The sequence below is a fragment of the Bacillus sp. UMB0728 genome (genome assembly GCF_002858875.1).
Classification (GTDB): Bacteria; Bacillota; Bacilli; order Bacillales; family Cytobacillaceae; genus Bacillus_AB; species Bacillus_AB infantis.
Map to the genome: position 1 here is coordinate 237,274 of NZ_PKLA01000004.1, position 22,884 is coordinate 260,157.

Annotated in this window: 16 protein-coding genes and 1 riboswitch; of the genes, 5 read left to right on the forward strand and 11 right to left on the reverse strand. The window is 46.4% G+C overall.

The genetic code is table 11. The features are described 5' to 3' along the window. Nucleotides 1-55: 55 nt before the first annotated feature. Together CYJ37_RS17025 and CYJ37_RS17030 are read right to left on the reverse strand one after the other, a co-directional pair. The gene (locus CYJ37_RS17025) at nt 56-1,162 is read right to left on the reverse strand and encodes an SDR family oxidoreductase (protein ID WP_224950102.1); all 1,107 of its coding nucleotides are present in this window, start codon (nt 1,160-1,162) and stop codon (nt 56-58) included. A gap of 151 nt (nt 1,163-1,313) precedes the next feature. After that, complete coding sequence (locus CYJ37_RS17030) at nt 1,314-4,586, reverse strand: efflux RND transporter permease subunit (protein ID WP_101550778.1); 3,273 nt, start codon at nt 4,584-4,586, stop codon at nt 1,314-1,316. Between the two features lie 998 nt (nt 4,587-5,584). On the opposite strand from CYJ37_RS17030, the gene CYJ37_RS17035 reads away from it, so the two are divergent. Beyond that, nucleotides 5,585-6,346: an AAA family ATPase gene (locus CYJ37_RS17035; protein ID WP_101550780.1), complete on the forward strand. Its 762-nt coding sequence runs from the start codon at nt 5,585-5,587 to the stop codon at nt 6,344-6,346. Nucleotides 6,347-6,395: 49 nt separating this feature from the next. On the opposite strand, the gene nhaC is transcribed toward CYJ37_RS17035, so the two are convergent. The 4 genes from nhaC to CYJ37_RS17055 form a co-directional block, all read right to left on the reverse strand. Next, the gene (gene nhaC, locus CYJ37_RS17040) at nt 6,396-7,784 is read right to left on the reverse strand and encodes a Na+/H+ antiporter NhaC (protein ID WP_101550782.1); all 1,389 of its coding nucleotides are present in this window, start codon (nt 7,782-7,784) and stop codon (nt 6,396-6,398) included. Between the two features lie 646 nt (nt 7,785-8,430). Continuing rightward, nucleotides 8,431-8,907 carry a GNAT family N-acetyltransferase gene (locus CYJ37_RS17045; protein ID WP_101550784.1) on the reverse strand — a complete coding sequence of 159 codons (477 nt, stop codon included), beginning with the start codon at nt 8,905-8,907 and terminating at the stop codon, nt 8,431-8,433. Continuing rightward, a complete protein-coding gene (locus CYJ37_RS17050; protein ID WP_009794231.1) occupies nt 8,907-9,830 on the reverse strand; it encodes an EAL domain-containing protein in 924 nt (307 codons plus the stop codon). The genes CYJ37_RS17045 and CYJ37_RS17050 overlap by 1 nt, the downstream gene beginning before the upstream one ends. A gap of 214 nt (nt 9,831-10,044) precedes the next feature. Beyond that, the gene (locus tag CYJ37_RS17055; RefSeq protein WP_009794230.1) at nt 10,045-11,622 is read right to left on the reverse strand and encodes a peptide chain release factor 3; all 1,578 of its coding nucleotides are present in this window, start codon (nt 11,620-11,622) and stop codon (nt 10,045-10,047) included. Between the two features lie 194 nt (nt 11,623-11,816). Between CYJ37_RS17055 and CYJ37_RS17060 the strand changes: the two genes are divergently transcribed. Continuing rightward, nucleotides 11,817-12,698 (forward strand): metal-dependent hydrolase, encoded by an 882-nt coding sequence (locus tag CYJ37_RS17060; RefSeq protein ID WP_035402782.1) that lies wholly within the window; start codon nt 11,817-11,819, stop codon nt 12,696-12,698. Between the two features lie 332 nt (nt 12,699-13,030). Next, complete coding sequence (locus tag CYJ37_RS17065; protein ID WP_009794227.1) at nt 13,031-14,248, forward strand: NupC/NupG family nucleoside CNT transporter; 1,218 nt, start codon at nt 13,031-13,033, stop codon at nt 14,246-14,248. A gap of 40 nt (nt 14,249-14,288) precedes the next feature. On the opposite strand, the gene treC is transcribed toward CYJ37_RS17065, so the two are convergent. The 4 genes from treC to CYJ37_RS17085 form a co-directional block, all read right to left on the reverse strand. Further along, complete coding sequence (gene treC, locus CYJ37_RS17070) at nt 14,289-15,974, reverse strand: alpha,alpha-phosphotrehalase (protein WP_101550786.1); 1,686 nt, start codon at nt 15,972-15,974, stop codon at nt 14,289-14,291. Nucleotides 15,975-16,011: 37 nt separating this feature from the next. Further along, nucleotides 16,012-17,694 carry a glycoside hydrolase family 13 protein gene (locus tag CYJ37_RS17075; RefSeq protein ID WP_101550787.1) on the reverse strand — a complete coding sequence of 561 codons (1,683 nt, stop codon included), beginning with the start codon at nt 17,692-17,694 and terminating at the stop codon, nt 16,012-16,014. 81 nt (nt 17,695-17,775) lie between these two features. After that, nucleotides 17,776-19,179: a PTS system trehalose-specific EIIBC component gene (gene treP, locus CYJ37_RS17080; protein ID WP_101550791.1), complete on the reverse strand. Its 1,404-nt coding sequence runs from the start codon at nt 19,177-19,179 to the stop codon at nt 17,776-17,778. Nucleotides 19,180-19,437: 258 nt separating this feature from the next. Further along, complete coding sequence (locus tag CYJ37_RS17085; protein ID WP_101550793.1) at nt 19,438-20,160, reverse strand: NAD-dependent deacylase; 723 nt, start codon at nt 20,158-20,160, stop codon at nt 19,438-19,440. A gap of 106 nt (nt 20,161-20,266) precedes the next feature. Here CYJ37_RS17085 and CYJ37_RS17090 point away from each other — a divergent pair, with 106 nt between their 5' ends. Continuing rightward, on the forward strand, nt 20,267-20,713 hold the full coding sequence (locus CYJ37_RS17090; RefSeq protein ID WP_022543634.1) for a YkvA family protein: 447 nt from the start codon (nt 20,267-20,269) through the stop codon (nt 20,711-20,713). A gap of 22 nt (nt 20,714-20,735) precedes the next feature. Here CYJ37_RS17090 and CYJ37_RS17095 read toward each other — a convergent pair whose 3' ends face one another. Then, a complete protein-coding gene (locus tag CYJ37_RS17095) occupies nt 20,736-21,374 on the reverse strand; it encodes a cell wall hydrolase (RefSeq protein ID WP_253616582.1) in 639 nt (212 codons plus the stop codon). A gap of 236 nt (nt 21,375-21,610) precedes the next feature. Then, nucleotides 21,611-21,719, forward strand: a riboswitch (TPP riboswitch). Nucleotides 21,720-21,881: 162 nt separating this feature from the next. Here CYJ37_RS17095 and CYJ37_RS17100 point away from each other — a divergent pair. Continuing rightward, nucleotides 21,882-22,880, forward strand: a complete 999-nt coding sequence (locus CYJ37_RS17100) for an ABC transporter substrate-binding protein (RefSeq protein WP_101550796.1) — start codon at nt 21,882-21,884, stop codon at nt 22,878-22,880. Nucleotides 22,881-22,884 lie beyond the last annotated feature (4 nt).

Genomic DNA, 22,884 nt, shown 5'->3' on the forward strand with positions numbered 1-22,884 from the left:
TACACCAAAGATCTCTCTTTTATCACAAATACCTGAACTTGCTTCAAAATGCCTGCTAGGAGTACAGCTTATGCACCTGGAAACGCGGATCAGATTTATGCAGCCTGTAAAAAGAAACCATCGACGGGATGCCTTCCTTCAGATCAGGGCAGCGAATTCCTGATCCCTCCAGATCGGTCTGTGCTATTGAACAATCAAAGCGTCCCTGCCAGGTAAAGTAGTCAAGCGCTTCCTGCTCCACACCAAGGTAATTCCTCAGCTTTTTGATGCGCAGCGCCCCTCTGGCAGCACTCAGAGGGAAGCTGCCAGCCGGTCTTTTCCCGCAAAGCTCCACCATCAGCATTTCGTACAGATCGGAAACTTGATATGGATTCGGATCTGTAAGGTGGTAGGTCTTATCCCTCCCAACAGCTGATGTCCCAAGGAATACGGCTGCTTTAATGATATAATCCACCGGCACCAGATTGATAAAAGCTTCCCCTTTCCCGAGCATGGGCAGGAATGGCAGCCTGCTCAGGCGGTCCATAAAATTCAGAATAAAATACGGCCCGTCGAACTTGATGGTTTCCCCTGTTACAGAATGCCCCTTTACAATCCCGGGCCTTAAGATGGTAATCGGTATTTCACCTTTAGCTTTTTCAACAATGACTTCGGCAAGATATTTTGTTTCTTCATAATGGTTTTTGAACCCGGGCGGCTCTGTCAGCTCATCCTCCATCAGCAGCCCATCCCTTTTTCCAGCCACATAGGCAGTACTGAAATAGACGTATCTTTCAAGCATCTCCAACGTTCCTGCAAATTCTGTTACATGCCTCGTCCCTTCAACATTTACCTTATAAGCAATATCCTTAGGCACCGCCAAATCATAAATGGCGGCCAGATGAAAAAGATGGGTGATGCTTTCCCTGAGGAATGCTAAGTCCTGCTGGCCGATACCAAGACCAGCCCTGGTAATATCTCCAGTAATGATTGAAAAGCACTCGCGCCCTGCACCGGTCTCGCCGCAGATCTTCCTGATTTCATCCTTTGCGGCCGCTTCCATTTCCCACAGGCTTAAAACGCTGATATGTACATTCCCTTGCTCTTTATTAAGTACCTCCCTGACTAGCCGGGAGCATATAAAACCAGGAAACCCCGTGAAAAAATAATGCCTCTCCTTCATTGGACCGCCTCTTTCTATCATAGATTTACTCAAATTGTAACCGGTCATACCAGCTTCAAACAATATTTTTCTGATAATTCAAATATCTAACCCTGCAAAAAAGCCTCTCTCCAAAGAGAAAGGCTTTTCAGCGTTATGGAGTTTTTAAAAATTATTTGTCCTTTTGATCCTGGTCCTGCTGTTTTCTTTCGTCATCTTTTACTGCCCTCAGCAAATCCTCAAGCATGGCAGCCATATCTTCGCGGCTGTAATTTTTATTGCTTTCTGCAGGAACCTGCGGAACGTCACTTTGCCCTTTTGGATCTTCGTACCTTTCTTCAAGGAGATAGGCAGGAATCAAGTGGCCGTCAGGTGTGGCATACATCTTGTTGAGCTTCCTTGTATCTTTATCAAAGAAGCTGTAGACGACAGGGATGACGAACAGCGTCAGGAAGGTGCTGCTGATCAGGCCGCCGATTACCGTGATGCCCATCGGCTGGTTAATCTCAGCCCCCTCGCCAATCCCCAGCGCAAGCGGGATCAGTCCGAGGATCGTCGTAAGTGCTGTCATGAGGATAGGTCTTGCCCTGTCTTTTACAGAAACGACAATGCTGTCATAGGTTTTCATGCCGCTTGCCTTTTTCTGATTGATATAGTCAACAATGACTATCGCATTATTGACCACTATGCCGGAAAGGACTATGATGCCGATGATGGCAGTCAGGCTGACAGGAGTGCGTGTCGCGGTCAATGCAATCGCTACGCCAATGACCATCAGCGGAACTGTGAACATAATGACGAACGGATATTTCAGTGATTCGAATTGGGCCGCCATCACCAGATAGATAAAGACAACCGCCAGGATGAATGCCAGGAGCATATCATCAATGGAAGATTCCAGGAGCTCCCGGTCACCGCCGAAGACAATTTCTGTTTCTTCCGGCAAATCCAGATCAGCAATCTCATCATCAACCAGATTAGAAATAGCCCCGAGGTTTGTTGAGGTCTTATATTTCAGGGTAAACTGGACAGCGTCCTGCTGGTTGATCCGCTGTATATTGACCGGCCCTTCGCCTCTTTCAATAGCCGCTACCTGGTCCAGGGTTGTATAGCTTCCATCAGGCTTACGCAGCAGGAGTTTTTTTAAATTATCAAGATTTTGGGTAACTTCAGGATCATATTCTACGAAAACGCCATAAATATTGGAGCTCTCATCAATGATCTGGGTTGCCTGGTTTCCTCGTGTCACATCATTGACAATCATGGCAACCTGGGCAGGCGCCAGCCCTGCTGCCCTTGCCTTTTCCCGGTCGACCGTGATTTGGATTTCTTCTACCGTTTCCATCAGGTCTGTGGAAAGTTCGTTCACGTCATCAAGGTCTTTGAGTGAATTGTAAATTTTGTCTACCGATTCATTCAGCCGCTTTTCGTTTGTATCACGAACGCTGAACGAGAGAGTATTCGGCGCGGATCCTGCGGAAGACTGCAGATTGAATGAGACCTCTGCCGTGCTGTTGGCCTTCTCTGCCGCTCTCTCCAAGTCCCTCTTCACATCGTCGACAAATTCAAATGTAGAGCGGTCCCTCTCCTCCAGATCCTTCATTTTTACATAAAGCTCAGCCACATTCGGATTGCCGGAGCCTCTGAAAGAAGATTCCTGGGTTGTACCGATCAGGCTGACATATGTCTCAACATCGTCTTCTTCCTTCAGCTGCTCCTCAAGTGCAGCCATGACCTTTTCTGTTTCTGTAAGAGCTGAGCCATTTTCAAGATTGACCCTGACGCTGAAGAAACCTTCGTCCGAATTAGGAAGGAACTGTGTGCCGACCGTCGTGATCCCATATCCGCCTCCGGCGAGCAGGACCAGCATGATAATCAGGACAGCAAGCCTGTTGCGCAGAGCCCATTTGACAGAACGCTCAAGCCCCTTCATAATGGCCGACTCCTGGCGCTTTTCTTCCAGATTGGTTTTCGGCGCCTTCAGCAGCCTGCTGGCAAGCATCGGCACAACAGTCAAAGCAACGACAAGCGAAGCAAAAAGACTGAATGAAATGGTCAAAGCAAATTCAGTGAAAAGCTGGCCGATGATTCCTGTAATAAAAACGACAGGCAGGAACACTGCCACAGTGGTGAGGGTGGAGGCTGTAATTGCAGCACCTACTTCTCCTGCACCGTCTCTTGCCGCTTCTTTTGGATCTTTCCCCATCGATAGATGCCTGTAGATATTCTCAATCACAACGATTGAGTTATCAACGAGCATTCCGATCCCCAGCGCCAATCCGCCAAGGGTCATGATATTCAGGGTGAAATTTGAAAAGTACATCAGCACGAATGTGAAGATAACAGAATACGGGATGGCAATCCCGATGATCAGCGGGCTTTTGACATTTTTCAAAAAGAAAAACAGAACAAGCATCGCGAACAGGCCGCCTAAGAGAAGGGAAGTTGAGATATTACCGATCGCCTGCTGGATATAATCTCCCTGATCAAACAGAATATCAGACTCAATCCCCTCATATTGATCTTTTTCAAGCAGTTCGTCGAGCTGGCTGATGAACTCCTTCGACACCTCTGCAGTGTTTGAATCAGACTGCTGCAGGACGCTTAAGAGGACGGAAGGCTCCTGATTCGTCCTTGTTATCGTACGGTCGTCCTGGTTGACAAGCTGGACACTGGCCACATCCTGAAGGAGAACTTCATTTCCATTGGACGGATTTGCGGCTACCACAAGTTTTTTTAAGATATCAACTGAATCAATGCTGCTGATTACCCTGGTAGTCAGCTCCTTGCCGCCTGTTAAAATCGTATCCCCCGGAAGGGAAATATCGTTTGCCTGAATGGTATCTACGATATCAGACTGGCTGAGCCGGTATTCCCTCAGCTTGTCCTGGTCCAGTTCAACCCTTACTTCCTTAATACTGGTGCCGGAAAGGTTGACGCTGGCCACACCGTCTACCTTTGTGAGCTCCAGCTCCAGCTGTTCGGCAATGCTCCTTAATGATTCCTCATCGCTGTCAGAGCTCAAAGAAAGCTGGATGATCGGAAACTGGGAAGGATCAAATTTCAGGAAGCGCGGTTTATCTACATCGTCCGGCAGCGGAGTCTGATCCAGCCGCTGGATGATTTCCGACTGCACTTCGTCAATATCAGTCGTCCAGGAAAATTCCAGGAGTACAAGATTGGCGCTTTCCTGTGACGTTGCGGTCATTGTTTTTAAACCAGGAAGTGTAGCAAGACTCTGCTCCAAAGGTTTTGTCACCTTTTCAGATACCTCTTCCGGGCTTGCTCCCTGATAATTGGTCACTACAACACCGACAGGCGGATTTATGTCCGGTATCAGTTTCAAAGGAATGTTCAAAAGGGACACCACCCCTAAAACGAGAACCAGAACCATCGTAACAAGTGTAAAAATCGGCCTTCGGATCGAAAAATTGCTTATCTTCACTTATGCTGCTCCTTTCGTCTGCAGAGCCGGACACGGGCCGGCATTCAATATTGTGCAATAGTTTAACTATATAAGAGGGAAAAACGGGATGCAAGTATGGAGGAGCCTGTGAATATGTTGCCTCCACATAGGCTGTGTGACTGCCATTTTTCACGCCTGGTTATGTATCCAGATGCCCGGCGGGATACATGACTTCTTCTTTTCTCAGCCGTGTTATGTATCTCAGATGCTTGGTGGGATACATGACTTCTCTTTTCTAAGCCTGGTTATGTATCCCGGGTGCCCGGTGGGATACATGACTCCACTTTTCTCAGCCGTGTTATGTATCCCGGATCCTTGTTGGGATACATGACTCCACTTTTCTCAGCCGTGTTATGTATCCCGGATGCTTGTTGGGATACATGACTTCTCTTTTCTCAGCTGTGTTATGTATCCCGGATGCCTGTCGGGATACATGACTTCTCTTTTCTCAGCCTGGTTATGTATCCCGGATGCCCGGCGGGATACATGACTTCTCTTTTCTCAGCCGTGTTATGTATCCCGGATGCCTGTCGGGATACATGACTTCTCTTTTCTCAGCTGTGTTATGTATCCCGGATGCCTGTCGGGATACATGACTTCTCTTTTCTCAGCCGTGTTATGTATCCGAGATGCTTGGTGGGATACATGACTTTACTTTTTTCCGCCTGGCTATGTATCCCGGATGTCCGGTGGGATACATGACTTCTATTTTCTCAGCCGTGTTATGTATCCCGGATGCTTGTTGGGATACATGACTCGACTTTTCTCAGCCGTGTTATGTATCCCGGATGCTTGTTGAGATACATGACTCCACTTTTCTCAGCCGTGTTATGTATCCCAGATGCCTGTCGGGATACCATCTTTACCTTTTTCAAAGTCGAACCCTGTACCAGGGTTCAGCTAACGACATCGGGGATGTATGTTGGTTCTCCCAATAATGTTATGATAAAAAAAAAGAGAATGGATTGGAGGCTTAGATGATGGAATTTGATAATGGCCATTATTTTAAAAGCATTATACTCAGAAGAAATGATATTCCTTCATATTCCAGATATCCCTTTAGCCTTCCTGCCGTGAAAAACCTTGACAACCTGCCCCTTCATCCTGATGTAACCTTTATAGTCGGCGAGAATGGGATGGGAAAGTCCACTCTCCTGGAAGCTATTGCAATCGCAGCAGGCTTTAATCCGGAAGGAGGGTCGCTTAATTTCAGTTTTTCTACACATAACTCCCATTCGGAGCTCGAGCAGTACATCAGGCTTTCAAGGGGATCGGAGCGTCCTGAGGATGGTTTTTTTCTAAGAGCCGAGAGCTTTTACAATGTGGCTTCTTATATTGATGATCTTGATAAAGAGGACAATATGGATCGTCCGCCATTAAGAGACTCCTTTGGGGGTCTATCTCTTCATGAACAGTCGCACGGCGAGGCCTTTTTTGCCACCTTTCTGAATCGCTTCCGCGGAAAAGGGATTTATATTCTTGACGAGCCTGAAGCAGCCCTGTCTCCGCTCAGGCAGCTTTCGATGGTTTCGCGCATCCACGAACTGGCCAAAGACCGTTCTCAATTCATCATCGCAACCCACTCCCCCATCATCATGTCGTATCCTTCTGCCAAAATTATTGAGCTGACAGAAGAAGGGGTCCAGGAGGTCCGGCTTGAGGATACCGGCCACTATCAATTTATGAAGCAGTTTTTTGAAAACCGGGAGAGGATGCTGCACCATTTGCTGGAAGAATGAAAAGGGAAAAAGTAAGAGGAGCGGCGATTGCCGCTCCTCTTATTTTAAATCATTTGCCTGAAGCTTTCGTGATAGTTAACCCTGTCCATCCAAACAGCAAAGTGATGATTGGCGATAGCAGACAGAAAAAGGCGAAGGGCATATATTCGGCAGTCGGCACATTCAGCGCCCCTGTCAGGAATACCCCGCAAACACTCCAGGGAACAAGGGGATTGATGACTGTCCCTGCATCCTCAAGGACTCTGGAAAGATTCTTCAGATGCAGCCCGGCCTTTTTATAAGACTCTGTGAATGCATTTCCGGTGAGCAGGATGGACAGATACTGTTCGCCAAGGAGGAAGTTGATTCCGATGGCTGATGCAGCTGTGGCACTTATAAGCGCAGGTGCCTTTACAATCAGTCCTTTGATGCCTTCAAGAAGTGCCGGCAATATGCCGAGCTTGAATAGCAGTCCGCCCATTGAGAGGGCAAGGAGGACCAGTGATACCGAAAACAGCATGCTTTCAATTCCGCCCCTAGTCAGCAGCGAGTCGAGCTCCTCCATCCCGGTATTCGACTTGTAGCCGGAGTACAGTATATTCACCATGTCACTGAAACTGAAGCTTCCCTGAATAAATGGAGCCAGGATCAAGGCGGACAATGTACTGGCAGACAGGGTGAGAATAGCTGGAACCTTACTCACAGCCAGGACAGCGAGCACTGCAAAAGGGATTATAGACTGCCAGCTGACGAGATTAAGCTCCTCAAGGCTATTCTTGATTGCAGCGATTTTTCGGAAATCGGTCTCTGCTGCTGCCGGCGAAATGATAGCAAAGAGAATAATGGATATGACAAATGCCGGGATGGTCGTCCATGCCATATTTTTAATATGGTCAAACAGATCTACTTTTACTGTCATAGAAGCGAGATTGGTTGTATCTGATAAAGGTGACATTTTGTCTCCGAAGAACGCCCCTGATATAACGGCGCCTGCAGCAGCTGCTGTGCTAAGGTCGAGTGCAGCAGCCGCGCTGACAAAGGCCGCTCCAAGCGTTGCCGCTGTCGTCAGCGAGCTGCCGATGCTGATTCCGATGACTGCTGTCACCGCAAAGGCAATGGCAAAAAAATACTTCCCGCTTACTGCCGATAGCGCCAAATGGATAAAAGTCGGAATCGTACCGCTGGCCATCCAGCTGCTGATAAGCATTCCGATAAAAAAGAAGATAAACACAGCGCCCAATCCTGACCTTGCACCCTCAGCCATACCTTCCTCCAAATCTTTCATCCGAACCTTTTTTAAAAGTCCGTATATGAGCAGGGCAATGATTGCCCCTATAATCGGCACATGGGGAACCGCCCCTGCGCCTATAATTGAGAAACTGATTACTCCGAGCAAAAGCAGGGATATTACCACAGCCTCCGCTGTACTGATTTTGATAACCGCTTGATCCTGATGCATGGTACTTCCTCCTGTTGTATGACTGGCTCCGGTCGGCAGAATTTCATTATTGCGCTGAAGACAGCAAAAAAGCCCTCTCGCCGGCTAGGGACGGAGGAGCTCCGCGGTACCACCCTAATTGAAAGGCACATCGGCCTTCCCTCTCTTCACACATAATGCCTTTGAATCGATAGCTGTACTTCAAATCGGCGCCGCCCGGGCTTTCACCAGCCGCCCAGTCTCTATTTGCTGCATCCGGCGATTCTACTATTGTCTATCCGGCAAAACTATTATACTTAAACGCTTTTTAGCGTTAAAGCGTCTATTTGTAATACTACTATAATCTCAATCAGAAATTTTGTCAAATTTTCTTTTAGAAGCATGTGGCGGGGGAAGAAGTTGCTAATATAATTTGGGAGTTGCTAATATATCCAGAAAGTTGCTAGTATAATTGAAAACTTGCTAATAAAAGGAAAAATTTGCTAATATCCCGGAAAAGTTGCTAACAACCGAAAATTCATGCTGTCACAGCCCGCCAAAGCAGCCCCCTTGTTCAACAAATTCCTTCAGTATGAGCACAAACCTCCCAAATAATCCGGATCAGCAGCAGACATGATCGTCGTTACCATAAAAAAACAGGCCCTGAATCCCCAGGACCTGCCGCAAATCAAATTTCTTTTTCCAGAATCAGTTCATCCCTGAGCGGAATCCCGTCAATACCAAACACAGGAATCTCCGGTTTAATTTTTCGGGCTTCTTCCACGGCGTTCCGAAGCACCTTCATTAACTGATATCCCCTTTTCTGATAAAATCTCAAAGCATTCAAATTATCGTTGGTTGTTATCAGCGCCATTCTGCTGATGCCTTTTTGTTTTGCATCAGCTTCAGCAGCTTTCAGAAGTCCTGATCCGATCCCCTGTCCTTCCATGCCGGCATCCAGGGAGATGATTTCCCGACCCTCCGCACTGTCTGCAAAAGTAATAAGGCCCATGATATTATAAGCACTGTCTATGGCTGCGAACCCGGGGAGCTCATCACAATGATAGATGCCAGTGGAAATAACCATCTGAGGACTCCCCCAGTTTTCCTGGAAAAAGGCTGCTGCCTTTTCTTTATCAAGCTGGTCTGCGGGGATGATCCTCATTATGAATTCACCTGCAATGCGGACTCTATTTCCTTTGCAGGGCGCCCAATATAATAGCCCTGTGCAAGATCGGCGCCAATTGATCTGCAGAACTCCAGCTCTTCTTTCCTCTCGATTCCTTCTGCAAGGACAATGATACCAAGACCGTCTGCAATATTCATGACCTTGGACAGAAATTGCTGGCTTTCAGGCCTTTGGTCGCAGCGGTCGATGAAGCTTCTGTCTATTTTCAAATAGTCGGGCTGGAGTGCTTCAAGCATTTCGAGGGTTGAAAATCCGGCCCCGACATCATCGAGCGCCACTTTCATGCCTCTTTTTTTGTATGTATTCAACACCTTTTTTAAATGGTCAATATCACTGATTTTCTCAGTCTCCACTACTTCAAAAACAAGATCTGCCGGATCGATTTCATATTTCTCGACAATCTGGAATGTGTGCTGAAGACAGAAATCCGGATTGTAAATTGTAGAAGGAAGGAAATTGATAAAGCTCTTGATTCCCGGCGGGATGATATTTTTTCTTGCTTTGATTGCGGCTTCCCTCGCCTTTTGGTCAAGCATGGACATCAGGCCAGTTTCCTCGGCTGTCTTGAAAAGGATGCCAGGCGGTATTTGCTTGCTCCCTGCCGTTCTCAGCAAGGATTCATAGCCATAAATCCTGTCTCCCTCTTTCAGGTTTATAATCGGCTGCTGATAGCTGTGAAACTCACCATGCTGGATGGTATGGACCATTTCCCGATGGCTGACCCTGGAGAATAGTTCAGATGCATTCAGGAGCTGGGCAGGCTTAGTGCCATATTGTGAAATGCCCGCTTTTAATTTTTTGGCGCTATCCCCCAGTTGCCTGCATATGGCTTCAAGCTTCGTTTCAAGTTCATCAAGGCTTTGATAAGGAGCTTTGATCCAGCTCTCCTGTTTTTGCACGCCATTAACATTCTGGTGAAAGAGGAAGCCCTCTTCTGCCAGCTGGAAAGGCAGGCCGCACTGTGCGCATAGGTGTCGAATAACAGATCCCTTCTTCCTCGTCTTTTTACCTATTTTAGCAAACTATAACAGTTTCGTCATTTAATACGCTAGTCTCTTATACCCAGTAATAATGTAAAAAACGATTCCAGCACAGGAATCGTTTTTTTTTACATTATTGCTCCATATCCATCGGATTGTAAAGTTTTACATCCGGGTTTTTGTCCTGGAACCATCTCAGGGCAAAGTCATTTTCAAATAAGAACACTTTTTTGTCATATCGGTCTGTAACCAGAAGGCTCCGTGAACTGGAAAGACTCTCGTCCACATCTCCCTCAATCCATCGGGCAATCTTGCTTCCCTGCCCTTCCATCCTGACTTCCGCATTGTACTCATTTTTCATGCGGTGCTCAAAGACCTCGAATTGGAGCTGGCCGACTGCACCAAGAAGGTATTCATCTGTTTTAACTGTCTTGTACAGCTGAATGGCACCCTCCTGGACGAGCTGCTGGATCCCTTTGTGGAAGTGCTTCTGCTTCATCACATTCTTTGCAGTGACTCTTACAAACAGCTCAGGTGTGAACTGAGGCAGCTTTTCATATTGAAACTTGTTTTTTCCCACTGTCAGGGTATCGCCTATTTGGTACAGGCCTGGATCATACAATCCGATTATATCCCCGCTCACTGCCTCATCGACCGTACTGCGGTCATCTGCCATAAATTGTGTCGACTGGCTCAGCTTCAGCTGCTTGCCTGTACGAGGGATATTGATGGTCATCCCGCGCTCGAATTTGCCGGAGCAGATCCTGAGGAATGCTATCCGGTCACGGTGGGCAGGATTCATGTTTGCCTGGATCTTGAAGATAAAGCCTGAGAAATCCTCTGATAGCGGATCAATCTTACCTTCAGTGGAGTTGCGGGCCTGCGGAGACGGCGCAAAGTCCAGATAAGATTCAAGGAAGGTCTGTACACCGAAATTGGCCAGGGCGCTGCCGAAGAATACAGGCGTCAGCGTTCCATTTGCCACCTTCTCACGTGAAAATTCATTTCCTGCTTCATTCAGGAGCATGATTTCCTCAAGCGTCTGGTCGTAAAGGGAAGACTGCTTCATCGGGTGGTCCCCATCAATTTCACCATCTGCATTCAGGTCAAGGAAACGCTCAGACTCATCTACACGGAACTGTTCGATCCGGTTATGATGGCGGTCGTAGATACCGAGGAATTCCTTGCCCATCCCGATCGGCCAATTCATCGGATATGATTCGATTTCCATTACTTCTTCCAGCTCTGCAAGAAGCTCCAAAGGACTTTTCCCCTGGCGGTCAAGCTTGTTCATGAATGTAAAGATCGGTATGCCCCTCATCCGGCAGACTTTGAATAGTTTCAATGTCTGGGCTTCTATACCTTTGGCCGAATCAATGATCATGACGGCGCTGTCCACAGCCGTTAAGGTGCGGTATGTGTCTTCACTGAAATCCTGGTGCCCAGGAGTGTCCAGGATATTTACCCGGGCATCTTTATAGTCAAATTGCATCACACTTGATGTAACGGAGATGCCGCGCTGCTTTTCGATTTCCATCCAGTCGCTTGTGGCAAATTTGCCGGTTTTCTTTCCTTTAACGGTACCGGCATCGCGTATCGCTCCGCCAAACAGGAGCAGTTTTTCTGTTAACGTAGTCTTTCCGGCATCCGGGTGGGAAATGATCGCAAACGTGCGCCGTGAAAGAACTTCATCTGAAAAATTGTTAGACATGTTGTATTCCTCTCTTAATTAACTTCGTTTATTATCATAACATCTATCTTATCTTCCTGCAGGAAAGTTTGCAATCTGGGAAATCAACTTCCAGCATTCAGAATGGCTCTTCTGAACAAATTTTGCTACGATTTATTGAAAAGCACAAGCTGCCAGGCTGGACTGCAGACAGCCGGGACAGAAACGGGGGAAAAATGGATACCATTACACATACATTATTCGGGCTTGCCCTTTATGCTTCAGTTGATAAAAGCAGGCTTGAGAAAAAAGAAAAGGCCGCCTATTTGACAGCTGCTGTTGCGGCGAGCCAAATACCTGATATCGATGTGATTTCACAGCTATGGGATACACAGGGACTTTATCAGATGTGGCACAGGGGCATCACTCATTCTGTTTTCCTTACGCCGCTTTGGGCACTGCTGATTTACATGGCATGCCGCTGGATTTTCAAGGTAAAAGATCCCAAACTCTTTTTCCTGAGCTGGATAGCCGTCTTTATACATGATACGAGTGACCTGTTCAATGCATGGGGAACCGGTTATCTTGAGCCGTTTTCTGACAGAAGGATCACGTTCGGAACCATCCCGATTGTCGATCTTGTCTTCTGGGCAATTATCCTTGCGGCTTTTCTCCTCTCTGTCCGGAAAAGAAAAAAATGGAGGAAGCATATTTATTTCAGGGCGGCATGGGTGCTGATGCTCCTTCATCTGGCCAGCCAAAGCATCCAGGGATATATACTTTATGAGGAATACAGCAGCCAGGACAGCGAGGTTGCACTTTCAGCCGATTTTGTGCCATGGCAGTTTACCGTTATAACCAAAAATGGCCCGGAAGTCTCTCTTTATAAAGATGGATTATTTACCAGCAGGGAAAAGACTTATAGCCTTGTGTCTGCAGAGGATGCAGATATGGACAGGCTTTTCCAAGAAAACCCGAAAGCAAAGACTCTTTACGAATGGTCTCCATTTGTTGTGATAGTAGATGATGACGAACAGCTGGGGCTTTACGATCCCCGATTCTACATCAATGGCCAATCCTTCTTATTCGAAGCGATAAAAAAAGAAGCAGGGCAATAAAGAACAAAAGCGCAAGCGCCTTGATCACTTTAAGGAACGAAGACTAAGAACGCCGCGTCCTGTTGCAACATCTGCATGACCAGCTTCCTGGGGGCCTCAAGACGAACCTCCCGGAAAGGCGTTCTTTGCCTTTTTGGGAGGTTTGGCTTGTGACCTCGGCGCAGCTGCTGGACGTTGATCAAGAATTGATAGTTATCCACAAGACTTACCATTTATAATTTCGTTAACAACGAAAAAGTATGGGCAGAGAAAATAGAGCCCATACTTTTTTTAATGTCGGGCAAAATAGCACTAACTTGGATTCGTCTATTAACATAGAATGGAGTGCTATTATGAATTTCATCTGGGGAATTGCCGGAATACTGACCGTACTGGTCATCGCTTTGCTGCTTTCCAACAACAGGCGGGCAATCAATCCGCGTACAATCCTGGGAGGCCTTGCCATTCAGATCCTGTTTGCATTTGCGGTCCTCAAATGGGAAGCCGGACGCAAGGCACTTAACTGGCTGACTATGGGAGTCAACAGCATCATCAATTATGCCAATGAAGGCATTAACTTTCTATTTGGCGGCCTCTTTGCAGAAGGATCAGGCGTTACATATGTTTTCGCTTTTCAAGTATTGCCGATTGTTATTTTTTTCTCCGCCCTTATATCGGTCCTGTACTACTTGAAGATCATGCAGTTCATCATTAAAATCCTTGGCGGGGGATTATCCTGGCTTCTCGGCACCCGAAAGGCGGAATCCATGTCAGCAGCGGCAAATATTTTTGTAGGCCAGACAGAGGCGCCTCTCGTTATCCGCCCCTATATTGGCCAAATGACAAACTCTGAGCTGTTTGCCGTCATGACAGGAGGGCTCGCTTCTGTAGCTGGCTCAGTTCTTGTCGGCTATTCACTTTTGGGCGTACCGCTTGAATACCTTCTCGCGGCGAGCTTTATGGCTGCTCCGGCAGGGCTGATCATGGCTAAGATCATTTTTCCAGAAACAGAGAAGAAGGAAGAGCCAAAAGAATTGGAAATGGAAAATGACAGCGATTCGACGAATGTTATTGATGCAGCCGCAAAAGGTGCCAGTGTCGGCCTGCAGCTGGCTCTCAATATCGGTGCCATGCTTCTTGCGTTCATCGCACTCGTTGCACTGCTGAATGGTTTGCTTGGCTGGATCGGCAGCTGGTTCGGATTTGGGGAACTGACGCTTCAGCTCATTCTCGGCTATATCTTCTCCCCTCTTGCTTTTGCCATAGGAGTTCCATGGGCTGAGGCTGTGGAGGCAGGAAACTTCATCGGTCAAAAGCTGATCCTGAATGAATTTGTTGCTTATTCCTCCTTCGCTCCGGAAATTCCGGAGCTTACGGACAAGACCGTTGCCATCATCAGCTTTGCTCTCTGCGGTTTTGCCAATATCTCATCCCTTGCCATCCTTCTTGGCGGCCTGGGCAATCTTGCCCCAAACCGGAGGGCCGATATCGCCCGGCTTGGGATAAGATCCGTCATCGCAGGAGCGCTTGCATCGCTCCTCAGCGCTGCTATTGCAGGGATGCTCTTTTAATCCAATAAGGAAAAAGACAGGCCGGCAGCCTGTCTTTTTCTTATTTAGTCAAATGGAAAATGATCGATTCATATGGCCTTAATGTGATTTCCCTGATGTCGGAGGGTCCATCACCATAATTTGAAAGCAGCAGCTCTGCTGTATATTCATCAGCTATTTTCCTGTCAGGAAGTGTAAAGGCTGTCTCACTTCCATAGAAATTGTTAAGTACAAGGAGTTTTTCGTCCCTGCCATTCCGGAGGTACGCAAAAATTTCAGGATGGTCCTCCAGCAGCAGCTCATAATTCCCGTAAGTGATAATATCATATTCTTTGCGGAGGCCGATCAGCTTTTTATAATGATGGAAAATGGAATCAGGATCTTTTACCGCTTTTTCGGCGTTGATCTCCTGGTAATTGCCGGCAATGCCGATCCATGGAGTTCCATCCGTAAAGCCTGCATTTCTGCTGTCATTCCATTGGACAGGCGTCCTTGAGTTATCCCTCGATTTACTTTGGAGTATTTTAAGGATTTCTTCCTCAGGCACTCCTTCTTTTCTTTTAATTTCAAAGATATTCAAGGATTCTACATCCCGGTATTGGCTGATATTTTCAAAATAAGGATTGGTCATCCCAAACTCTTCGCCCTGATAGATATAAGGGGTTCCTTGCATCATATGAATGGCAGATGCAAGCATCTTGGCTGATTTATTGTGATATTCCCCATCATCTCCGTACCTTGATACAACACGGGGCTGATCATGGTTGCACCAGAACAGGGCATTCCAGCCGCCGCCTTTGTTCATCTCCACCTGCCATTTGGAGAGGATATTCTTCAGAGCAGAAAAATCGAAGTCTGCAAGCGCCCACTTCTCTCCGCCGGGATAATCTACCTTCAAGTGATGAAAATTGAAGGTCATGCTGAGCTCTTCCCGTTCCGAATTCGAATATTTCACGCAATGATCGATGCTTGTAGAAGACATTTCCCCTACAGTCATGCTGTCATGCTTTGAAAACACCTCGCGGTTCATTTCATGCATGTATTCATGGACTCGCGGCCCATCTGTATAGAACTTCCTGCCGTCCCCGGGCGGGAGCGATCCGTCGTCATCCGGGAACCGCTGATCTTTGGATATCAAGTTGATGACATCAAGGCGGAAGCCGTCCACTCCTTTGTCAAACCAGAAGTCCATCATATCGTACACTTCCTGGCGGAGCTTTTCATTTTCCCAATTCAGATCTGCCTGGGTTACATCGAACAGATGGAGATAGTACTGCCCTGTCTCCTCATCGAACTCCCACGCATTGCCGCCAAACTTGGATTCCCAGTTCGTCGGGGCGCTTCCATCCTCTTTAGGCTCCTTCCAGATATAAAAATCCCGGTAAGGATTATCTCTTGATTTCTTTGCTTCCTTGAACCAGTGATGATCTGTTGAGGTATGGTTTACAACGATATCCATGATGACTTTGATACCTCTGCTGTGCGCTTCGTTTAGCAGTGAATCAAACTCCTCCATAGTCCCGTATTCCTCGTGGATGCTGAAATAATCACTGATATCATAGCCGTTATCCCGCTGTGGAGACCGGTAGATCGGCGTAAGCCAGATAACATCAATGCCAAGCTCTTTTAAGTAATCCAGCTTTTCAATAATGCCCTGCAGATCACCCACGCCGCTGCCGGTTGTATCATTGAAGCTTTTCGGATAAATTTGATATACTGTCGCTTTCTTCCACCAAGGTTGTTTCATCTTCGCCACCTGCCATTTTATTTTTCGTTTAGTCTGCTTATTTTTCACCAATCAAGACAATCGCCTCATAAGGCTTAAGCTGCTGAGGCACTATGTCTTCCCTGCCTTCACTGCCATAGTTACCTGTCAGCCAGGAATATTTGATCTCTTTAAGCTCTTCAGGCAATGCCAGTTTCCGTGTATTTCCATAAAAATTACACAGCACTACAAGCACCTGACTGCCCAGGGTACGTGTGTATGCAAAAATCGCCGGATCTTCTTCCAATATCAGTTCATATTTTCCGTAGACTATAATGTCACGCTCTTTTCTGAGCCTGATCAGGTCCTGATAATAATAAAAGATGGAATTCTTATCTTCCAGGGCTTCCGCCGCATTTATATCACTGAAGTTCGGGTTAATGCCAATCCATGGAGTACCGGTTGTAAAACCGGCATTTTCCGAAGAATTCCATTGCATAGGGGTTCTGGCGTTGTCCCTTCCTTTTGCGTATATGCTTTCCATCGCTTTCCCTGCCGGCACTCCCGCTTCTGTCGATTCACGGAAATAATTAAGGGTTTCAATGTCCCGGTAATCTCCTATACCCGGAAATTCAACATTTGTCATCCCGATTTCTTCGCCCTGATACACATACGGGGTGCCCTTCATCATATGGAGCAGGGTAGCCAGCATCTTCGCCGATTCTTTGCGGTATTCCCCATCATTGCCGAATCTTGAAACAGATCTCGGCTGGTCATGGTTATTGAAATATAAAGAATTCCAGCCCGTTTCTTCAAGCTCGGTCTGCCATTTTGTCAGGCTTTTCTTCAGGTCTGAAAGGTCTAGCGGTTTAAGATCCCACTTTCCGCCCGGACCATTGTCGAGGCTTACATGCTCAAATTGGAATACCATATTCAGTTCATTCCTGTCTTCCCCTGTATAATCACGGGCCATTTCGGGCTTGACCCCAGGCATCTCTCCGACAGTCATAACATCATAATGCGAAAGGACTTTTTCGTTCATTTCCTGAAGATACTCATGGATTCTTGGCCCATTTCTATAATATTTGCTTCCTGATGCATATTTCTTGCCGGGTTTCACTTCATCATCCGGGAGGCCATCCTCCTTTGAGATGAAATTGATCACATCCATCCTGAAGCCATCAATCCCTTTATCGAGCCACCACTGCATCATATCATATACTTCCTGCCTCAGAGCCGGATTCTCCCAGTTCAAATCAGGCTGCTTCTTTGAGAACAAATGGAGGAAGTATTCTCCGGAGTTTTCGTCATATTCCCATGCAGATCCGCCGAAATTGGAACCCCAATTGTTCGGCTCCCTGCCGTTTTCCCCTTTGCGCCAAATATAATAATCCCTGTAAGGAGTTTCTTTGCATTTCTTCGCTTCAATGAACCAGGCATGCTCATCAGAGCTGTGGTTGACGACAAGGTCCATGATCAGCTTCATATCGCGGAGGTGCAACTCACTGAGCAGCTCTTCCCAATCATCCATGGTCCCGAACTCGTCCATGATATTTTTATAATCACTAATATCATAGCCATTATCATCATTGGGTGATTGATAAACAGGCGACAGCCAGATGACATCTATCCCCAGTTTTTTAAGATAGTCCAGCTTGGAAATGATGCCCTGCAAATCGCCTATGCCATCACCATTGCTGTCCATGAAGCTCCTCGGATATATCTGGTAAACAGTGCTTTCTTTCCACCATTGCCCTTTCATTTTAAAACCTCCCATTATTTCTCAGTACGTTATGTAAATAGCGATACCATGGATAGGCTTTTATCCATGGTACCAGAATAATCATTCAGCTTTTCTGAATTTGCCGAACAGGAATGTCAGCACAAACGGCACAACCAGCACGATCGCCATCCCGATAAAGAAGGACCCCCAGTTTTCGGATAAGATTGAGAAGAAGGCAGGCAGTCCGCCGACTCCGATCGATGGAGCAATGACCCCTTTAATGGTAATGAACATGCCGCCCAGGGCAGAGCCGATGACCGCTGCGATGAACGGATATTTGAAGCGCAGGTTCACACCGAACATGGCTGGCTCTGTAACTCCGAGGAAAGCTGAAAGCGAAGAAGTTGCAGCAAGTCCCTTTACTTTTTCATTTTTATTTAAGAAGAACATCGCAAGCGATGCTGAACCTTGAGCAATATTTGATAATGCCACCATCGGCCAGAGGAATGTTCCGCCGATTGATCCGATCAGCTGCAGATCGACAGCCAGGAATGTATGGTGCATCCCTGTTATAACGAGCGGTGCATAAAGGCCGCCGTAAATCAATCCTCCAAGAGCAGGAACCGCATCAAAAATGGATACAACACCGTCAGTGATCCAGCCTCCGATCGTAAACGTAACAGGCCCGATCGCAATGAAAGACAGAAAGCCTGTGATCAGCAGCGCAATCGGCGCGACTGTCAGCAGCTGGATTGAATCCGGAATCCTCTTTCTTAAAAATATCTCAATCCTTGCCAAAACATAGGACGCCGCCAGTACCGGCAGCACCTGACCCTGATAGCCGACTTTCTCTATCTCCAGTCCAAACAGATTCCATACAGGAACCTTATCAGTAGAACCATAACCCCAAGCATTAAGCAAGTCGGGGTGGACAAGCATCAGGCCGAGCACCATGCCAAGAAGCGGACTTCCGCCGAAACGATTGACCGCACTCCATCCAATCAGCCCCGGCAGGAATACAAACGCGGTATTGGCTATCATATTGATGATATTAGCGAGATCAGCCCATCCTGGATGAACGTCTATGAATGATTTGCCTGTATAAAAGATATCAGGTGCTGTCATGATATTGTTGATTCCCATCAGCAGGCCGGCTGTAACAATAGCCGGAAGAATAGGAATGAAAATGTCGGCCAGCGTTTTGATTGCTCTTTGAAGCGGATTCATTTTTTCAGAAGCAGCTGCTTTCACTTCTTCTTTTGACACTTCACCGATTCCTGTAGCCGCTGCCATTTCCTTGTATACCTTATCAACAAGGCCTTGGCCGATGACCACCTGGAATTGGCCGTTTGTAGAAAATGATCCTTTAACACTATCTATATTTTCCAATGCTTCTTTATCAACTTTGCTTTCATCCTTCAAAGCAAACCGCAGACGGGTTACGCAGTGCGTAGCTGCTGCAATATTTTCTTTTCCGCCAACTGCTTCTACAATACGCTCGGCAGATTCTCTGTAATTGCTCATGCTTCTCTCCTCCTGTTACCGTTTTCAACAGCAAGCAAAAAAAAATGCGGCCGGGAGCTCATATACTTCATATTATCTGCCCCTCTTGCAAATTTATCCTTTGCTGCAAAGTCAGCTCATTAAGTATTCACTCCAAAGAAAACTTGTATATACATGGTGTTTGCGTTTTCATTATATCTTGTATATACATGACAGTCAATCATTTATTATACTAGAAAAATTTTAAAATAAAAAAAGCCTCCAATGTAATGGAAGGCTTCACATTTTTCCTATTTCTGCATCAAGCTCTTTCAGCAATTCTCCCGCTTTTTCTCCGTTAATGACTTCGTCCGAGTAAAGGTCCAAATCAGTAGGATCCATATTAATGATAACCAGTTTTGCACCACACTGCTTGGCAATGAGCGGAAACTGATTGGCAGGAGTGACAGAGAGGGATGAGCCAAGGACAATGAAAAGATCAGCTTTCTCTGACTCTGCAGCAGCAAAATCAATAGCTTCCTCGGGGAGCATCTCCCCAAAAAGGACGATGGACGGCCGCAAAATCCCCCCGCAATCACTGCACCGGAAATGCTCATCTATGTATTCATCATTCGGAAATATTTTCCCGCATGTCTGGCAATGGACCTGCTGCAGTGTACCATGCAGTTCAGCCACATTTCTGCTTCCTGCCGCCTGATGAAAACCGTCTACATTCTGTGTAATGATGCTTTGGACAATTCCCCTCCTTTCCCAGTCTGCCAATATATAATGCCCTGCATGGGGACTGCATTCCTTCAGCCCCATAACTCTGCGGCGATAAAATTCAATGAATTCGCTGACATGATGGTTGAGAGCTTCTGTACTGGCAATTTTCCCATAATCCACTGTATTCGTTAACCCGCTTCCTGCAGACCGGAAATCAGGCAGCCCGCTTTCTGTTGACATGCCTGCACCAGTCAATATAACCGTATAGCTTGACTCTTTCAGCCACTCTAAAAGCATAAGGACACCTCGCTTTTTTCTCTATTATAAACTTTTCCGGGGTTCAACCATCCGAAAATGGGATAAAAGTATAAAAAAGAATCTTTTAACCGGAAGGATGTTATATATGAAGACTTTCAAAAAGGAAGATTACGAAAAGGAGTATAAAAAATATGAGAGCCGCGCTGCAAAATACTTAAATGATCCGGGCAAAACAAGCGGGCTTCTTTCCAAAGCAAGCAAAAAAGCCGATTCCAGGAAAAATTCCCTATCTGAAGTATGGGACAAGCTTCAGCTCCTGTTTGAACTCATTAAAGCCTACTCAAAGGGACAGTATAGGGACATTTCTGCAAAAACAGCTGTTACGGTCATTGCTGGCATTCTCTATTTTGTGTCTCCCCTGGATCTTGTCCCCGACTTTCTTGCCGGAATCGGCATATTGGATGATGCCGCAATCATCGGCTTTATCATCAAGCAAATCGCCAATGAGCTTGAAAGATTTAAGCTATGGAGAGAAACACAGCCAGACAATATTATAGATATGGAAGAAGACAGCAAAAAAACTCTTGTATAGCAACAAGAGTTTTTTCTTTATTCTATTTCGCAAACCGGTGGTTGCCGATTTCTTTTGTAACGGCCCTTGTGCGGAGCCATTTGCTGTTAGTCTGGTCAGGATTAAAGAAAAACAGGGACTCACCGTCTTTTCTTTCTTCAGTCAGTGCCTCCTGGACTGCTTTCTGTGAATCCTTCCCTGCCGGTTTATTGATCATCCCATTGTCCACAGGCTCAAATTGCCTGTCTTCGTAAATAACTTCTTTGACTGTGTCCGGAAATTTTTCGTCCTTCATTCTATTGAGGACCACTTCAGCCACAGCGACTTTTCCGGCATGCGGCTCACCTTTTGCCTCCGCATGCACAAGCCTTGCCAAAAGATCTTTTTCTCCTTTAGATAAGCTGACCTTTTGTTCTGTTATCCGCTTCTTTTTCTTTGGAGCAGACGGAATGATGAGCTTATCTCCGGCAAATATCTTTTCATCCTTTTTATAATTAGCCTTCTGTATATCCTCTGCAGCCACACCAAATCGCCTGCTGAGCTTCGAAAGGCTATCCTCTTCTTTTACAGTATATATATCGACATTATCAATCGTCTTGGCAAATGCTTGTTTTCCGGGATTTTGGACAATCTGGAATGAGATCAGCATGAATGCAGCAATCATTAAGGCAAGATATTTCATGTCTTCTCCTCCATTCAATCTTTTTTCAACATTCCTTACCCTATCACAGATAAAGATTCAGTTCCAAACTTAATTCTTTCCATGGCAGCACAGGGATATATAGGGATAACTCCGAATTTTCCGGAAGAAAGCTGTTTCAATGCCATTGCAGAGAATATCTGTTATAATGGACCATGATTCCCGGATGAATGCGGGAGCTCTGAACGGACCGGCTGCTTTATGCGGCTGTAAATAGGAGAGAATTGTGGGGGAACCGGGCACGGTTGAGACTTTATTTTTACAATAAAGGACCCTTTGAACCTGATCTGGAGAGATGCCAGCGTAGGAAACATATTCTTAATTGATGAATGTTTTTTATTGCGCACGGGTTCTGAAATCCGGGCGCTTTTTTGTTTGCATCGGGATATAAAGGAACAGCACCTCCGCCCGCGGTTGTCCAGAATTAGTTTATGCCATTAACCGGCGGTCTTTTTGGAATAATATCAGAAACAGCATGGAGGATTGATCATGAAGAAATGGCTCAGCGCATTGTGCACTGTCTGGCTGCTTGCCGGCTGCACCGGAGGACAGACTGGTCAGGAAGAAAGACAAGCTGATAAAGGGCAGGACCTGGAAAAGATAACGGTTGTCCTTGACTGGACACCAAATACTAATCACACTGGACTTTACGCTGCCAAAGCAAAGAATTTTTTTAAAGAAAATGGCCTTGATGCAGAAATCATCATGCCTGGTGACGCTGGAGCAGACCAGCTGGTTGCTTCCGGTAAGGCCGACTTTGGCGTCAGCTATCAGGAAAGTATTACACAGGCACGGGTTCAGGGTGTCCCGCTTGTGTCGGTAGCCGCCGTCATACAGCATAATACGTCCGGCTTTGCTTCTCCTGCAGCAAAAAATATCGACTCGCCAAAGGATTTTGCCGGGAAAAAATATGGAGGCTGGGGATCGCCTGTTGAGGAATCTGTTATCGCCTCATTAATGAAGCAGGAAAATGCAGATGTCTCTGATGTTTCCTTTGTTAACATGGGGGATGCCGATTTCTTTACAGCTGTTAAAAGGGATATCGATTTTGCCTGGATTTATTATGGGTGGACTGGCGTCGAGGCGGAGCTTCGCGGAGAAGATCTGAATATGGTCTACCTTACCGACTATTCCGATAAACTCGATTATTATACACCTGTTCTGGCTACAAATGAGAAAATGATCAAAAATAGTCCTGATACTGTCAGAGCCTTTGTAAAAGCAGCATCACAGGGCTATCAGTTTGCAATCAAGAATCCGGAAGAAGCTGCTGATATCCTGCTTGAGGCTGCACCTGATTTAGACGCCGAGCTGGTCAAGAAAAGCCAGGAATGGCTGTCTCCAAAATATCAGGATGATGCAGAACAATGGGGAGAACAGAGTATAGAGGTTTGGGAAAACTATGCCCAATGGATGTATGAAAATAAACTGCTGGACAGCGAGCTGGACGCTGAAAAAGCTTTTACCAATGAATTTTTGCCAGAATAGGAGG